This window comes from Roseicyclus sp., assembly GCF_052168335.1.
In the GTDB taxonomy this organism is placed as follows: Bacteria; Pseudomonadota; Alphaproteobacteria; order Rhodobacterales; family Rhodobacteraceae; genus Roseibacterium.
Map to the genome: position 1 here is coordinate 1 of NZ_JBQLZP010000487.1, position 3,956 is coordinate 3,956.

Genomic DNA, 3,956 nt, shown 5'->3' on the forward strand with positions numbered 1-3,956 from the left:
AGGCCGCCCGACCCCGGAAACCCTCGCGCCGCGCCCGCTGGACGTAGGGGTCGTTCAGCTGCCGCTCGAGCCAGCGCGTCGAGGAGAGCTTCCGCCCCCGTGCCGTCTTCACCTTCTGCCGCAGCTCGCGCTGTCCGCGCCCGCTCTTCGCCGTCATGACCCGACCCCGCCCTTCATCTTTCTCCAAATACGCCCGGCGAAGCCGCGCCGCAACGAGGGCGGCGCGGAGCGCTGCCGGAGGCGCGGCGGAACGGGTCGGCCGCGACGCGGGCGAAACCCCTATTCCTCGAGCACGCCGTCCCGGCTCATCTGGGCATAGAGCAGGCCCTCGCGCAGCCCCCGGTCCGCGACGCTGAGCCGGTCGGTGGGCCAGGCCCGGAGGAGCGCCTGCAGGATCGCCGCCCCCGACATGATCAGCGTCTGCCGGTCGCGCCCGATCCGCGGGTCGCGCCGCCGCCCCTCGGGGCCGAGCGCGAGGTATTGCGAGATCACGGCATCGATCTGGTCGGAGGTCATCCGGAGCCCGTCGACCTTGTTGCGGTCGTAGCGGCGCAGGCCCAGGTGGCTCGCCGCCACGGTCGTGACGGTGCCGCTCGTGCCGATGATCTGGAAGCCCTCGCGCGCCTGGTCCGCGGCGTCCACGTAGGGCGAGAACTCGGCCAGCTGCTCCTCGAAATACCAGCTCATCAGCGCGAAGCGCGCGCCGTCGTCGGCCACGTCGGCATACATGTCCTTCAGCGTCGCGACGCCGAGCGGGATCGAGATCCAGTCCACCACCTTGGCGCGGGGGAAGATCGTCTCCTCGTGGTCGAAGCCCTGGTGGAGCCGCATGATCGCGCGCGGCCGGTCGGGGCGCGGCACGCGGGAGAGGTCGATCCACACGAGTTCGGTCGAGCCGCCGCCGATGTCCACGACGAGAAGCTGCTCCGTCCGCGTCGAGACCAGAGGCGCGCAGGAGACGACGGCGAGGCGCGCCTCCTCCTCGGGCTGGATGATCTCGAGCGCGAGGCCGGTGTCGCGCTTCACCAGCGCGATGAACTCGGCGGCGTTGGTGGCCCGCCGGCAGGCCTCGGTCGCGACCAGGCGCATCCGCTCGACGCGGTGCTTGTCGAGCTTCTTGCGGCAGATCTTGAGCGCGCCCACGGCACGGGCCATCGAGGCACGCCCGAGCCGGCCCGAGGCCTCGAGCCCCTGCCCGAGCTGAACCGACTTCGAGAACGAATCGACCACGTGGAGCTGGTTGCCCTTGGGCTGGGCGATCAGCATCCGGCAGGAATTCGTGCCGAGGTCGAGCGCGGCGTAGAGATCGGCCGGATCGGGCCTGTCGGCGAAGGCCGGACGGCGTTCCGTGGGCGGGGCGAACCCGGGCGCGAGCGGCTCCACGGGGCGCGGGAACGGACCGGCACCGGCGGAGCGGTCCTCCGACATGTGGTGCCTCCTTGATCATGTGTCGGACCCAATCTACGCGCTCGGGGGCGGCGCGACAATATGTACCCGGGAGCGGGACGCCCGCGCGACCTGAGGCGTCCTCAACTTCTTCATGAGAATTTTGGGCCCTGGCCGCCCTCGCCCGGAGACCGCGGGACGCCTATGAATCCGGCGTCCGGGTCGCTCCCGCTTCGGTTCATGTCGAAAACGGCCCCGGACGGTCATGGAGCTGCCCCTATGGTGCGGCCGAACCGCGGCGCCCGTTGCGCCGCGCGCGGAGGAAGCGATGCCCGCCCGAACGACCGGCGACACCCCCGAGGTCACCCATGTCGTGACCCATGTCTACTGGCGGGACATCCCCGCGCAGGTGATCGTGGGCAAGGGTCGCCGGGGCGCCAAGGCGCCCCTGCCCGAGCGTTTCGAGCAGGCCATCGACCGCGTCGCCATGAAGATCGGCGCGCGCGACGAGGATGCCTATCTCCGCGAATGGCGCCGGGTGGCGGTGGGCGAGATGGAGGGCGAGCCCTCCGCGATCGCGGCCGCCGAGGCCGCGCGTCTCGACGCCCTCTACGATGCGGCCGCGCTGAAGCGGCTCGTCGAGGCCGACGGGTTCGACCCCGCGGCGCGCAGCGCATGACACGGGCCTGACTTGGCCGCCATCTGGGAGACGATCATGGCCCTTCTGTCCTTCCGCAAGACCGCCGCGGCGCCCGCGACGCCGAACCTGGCGATCCCGGCGCTTCTCGAGGGCTACTCGATCGAGGTGATGCCGCGCACCGCCGAGAAGGTCGCCGATTTCCGCGCGCTCCTTCCCGCGGGCACGCGCGTCTACATCGCCCATATCGACGGCACCGGGATCGCCGACATGGTGGCGACCGCGCGGCGCCTGCGCGCCGAGGGCTTCGAGCCCATGCCGCATTTCCCCGCGCGCTCGATCCCCGACCGGGCCACGCTCGCCGACTGGATCGCGCGCTACCGGGGCGAGGCGGACGTGCGCCAGGGCCTGATCCTCGCTGGCGGCATCGCGACGCCGCGCGGAGAGTACCACGCCTCGATGCAGCTCCTCGAGACGGGCCTCTTCGACGGGTTCGACCGTCTCCATGTCGCGGGCCACCCCGAGGGCAACCGCGACATCGATCCGGCGGGCGGCGAGGCCGAGGTCATGGCCGCGCTCCGCTGGAAGCAGGACTTCGCGAACCGCTCGGACGCGGGTTTCGCCATCGCCACGCAGTTCGCCTTCGAGGCAGGCCCCGTCGTCGCCTGGGCCGGGCGTCTGTCGGCCGCCGGGATTTCCATGCCGGTCCATCTCGGCGTCGCGGGCCCCGCGAAGTTGCAGACCCTCATCAAGTTCGCCATCGCCTGCGGCGTCGGCGCCTCGCTCGGCGTCCTGCAGAAGCGTGCCAAGGACGTCTCGAAGCTCGTCAAGCCGATGGAGCCGACCGAACTTCTGTCCGATCTCGCCGCCGCGAAGGCCGCGGGCCGCGCGACGAACATCGAGCGCATCCACTTCTTCCCCCTCGGCGGCATCGCGGCCAATGCCGAGTGGGCCATCGCCCATGGCGGCGCGGCCGCCCGGCCCGCCAATGCAGCCTGACACGGAGAGCCAATGACCCGCACCGTCATCGAATCGGCCACACGGACCACGATCATCGGCTTCGACCAGCCGTTCTGCGTGATCGGGGAGCGGATCAATCCGACCGGCCGCAAGATCCTGAACGAGGAACTGGAGCGCGGCGACTATTCCCGCGTCGAGGCCGACGCCGTCGCGCAGGTCGAGGCCGGCGCCACCGTGCTCGACGTGAACTCGGGCGCGGTCTTCTCCAACAAGATGGGCGAGGATGCGCGCTACGCCGACAACAACTTCGTCGAGCCGATGCTGATGCCGGAACTCGTGCGCGTCGTGCAGGCGGTGACGGATTGCCCGCTCTGCATCGACTCGTCGGTCCCCGGCGCCCTCCAGGCCGGTCTCGAGGCCGCGACCGGCCGCCCGCTGGTGAACTCCGTCACCGGCGAGGAGGAGCGGCTGGAGGTCGTGCTGCCGCTGGTGAAGAAGTACAACGTGCCCGTGGTCGCGATCTCGAACGACGACACCGGGATCTCCGAGGACCCGGACGTGCGCTTCGCGGTGGCGAAGAAGATCGTCGAGCGCGCGGCGGATTTCGGCATCCCGGCCCACGACATCGTGGTCGACCCCCTCGTCATGCCGATCGGCGCGATGCGGACGGCGGGCCTGCAGGTCTTCACGCTGGTGCGCCGGCTGCGGGAGGAGCTCGGCGTCAACACGACCTGCGGCGCCTCCAACATCTCCTTCGGGCTGCCGAACCGCCACGGGATCAACAACGCCTTCCTGCCCATGGCCTACGGCGCGGGCATGACGAGCGCCATCATGAACCCCGTGGCCCTGCCCGTGGGGCCCAAGAAGATCGCCGAGAAGCGCGCCGAGGTCGAGGCCGCCGGCGTGATGCTGCCGCCCGACATGGATGACGAGACCTTCGTGAAGCTCTTCGGCCTCGGCTCGACCAGGCCCC

4 protein-coding genes and 1 pseudogene are annotated in these 3,956 nt (G+C 71.0%); 3 read left to right on the top strand and 2 right to left on the bottom strand.

The genetic code is table 11. The annotated features are described in order from the left end of the window. Together ACTS11_RS15020 and ACTS11_RS15025 are read right to left on the bottom strand one after the other, a co-directional pair. Positions 1–157: pseudogene (locus ACTS11_RS15020) on the bottom strand (23S rRNA methyltransferase); the annotation flags it as partial. Positions 158–279: 122 nt separating this feature from the next. Further along, positions 280–1,428 (bottom strand): Ppx/GppA phosphatase family protein, encoded by a 1,149-nt coding sequence (locus ACTS11_RS15025; RefSeq protein WP_442641110.1) that lies wholly within the window; start codon positions 1,426–1,428, stop codon positions 280–282. A 286-nt stretch (positions 1,429–1,714) separates the two neighbouring features. Here ACTS11_RS15025 and ACTS11_RS15030 point away from each other — a divergent pair, with 286 nt between their 5' ends. The 3 genes from ACTS11_RS15030 to ACTS11_RS15040 form a co-directional block, all read left to right on the top strand. Continuing rightward, positions 1,715–2,065 carry a virulence factor gene (locus ACTS11_RS15030; RefSeq protein ID WP_442641111.1) on the top strand — a complete coding sequence of 117 codons (351 nt, stop codon included), beginning with the start codon at positions 1,715–1,717 and terminating at the stop codon, positions 2,063–2,065. Between the two features lie 36 nt (positions 2,066–2,101). Continuing rightward, positions 2,102–3,022: a methylenetetrahydrofolate reductase gene (locus ACTS11_RS15035; RefSeq protein WP_442641112.1), complete on the top strand. Its 921-nt coding sequence runs from the start codon at positions 2,102–2,104 to the stop codon at positions 3,020–3,022. Between the two features lie 12 nt (positions 3,023–3,034). Continuing rightward, on the top strand, positions 3,035–3,956 hold a 922-nt coding region (locus ACTS11_RS15040; protein ID WP_442641113.1), incomplete at its 3' end, for a methyltetrahydrofolate cobalamin methyltransferase.

What these genes read in the sequence shown, in the direction of transcription:
- ACTS11_RS15025 (WP_442641110.1), bottom strand. Translation starts at nt 1,428, where the DNA reads ATGTCGGAGGACCGCTCCGCCGGTGCCGGTCCGTTCCCGCGCCCCGTG.
- ACTS11_RS15030 (WP_442641111.1), top strand. Translation starts at nt 1,715, where the DNA reads ATGCCCGCCCGAACGACCGGCGACACCCCCGAGGTCACCCATGTCGTG.
- ACTS11_RS15035 (WP_442641112.1), top strand. Translation starts at nt 2,102, where the DNA reads ATGGCCCTTCTGTCCTTCCGCAAGACCGCCGCGGCGCCCGCGACGCCG.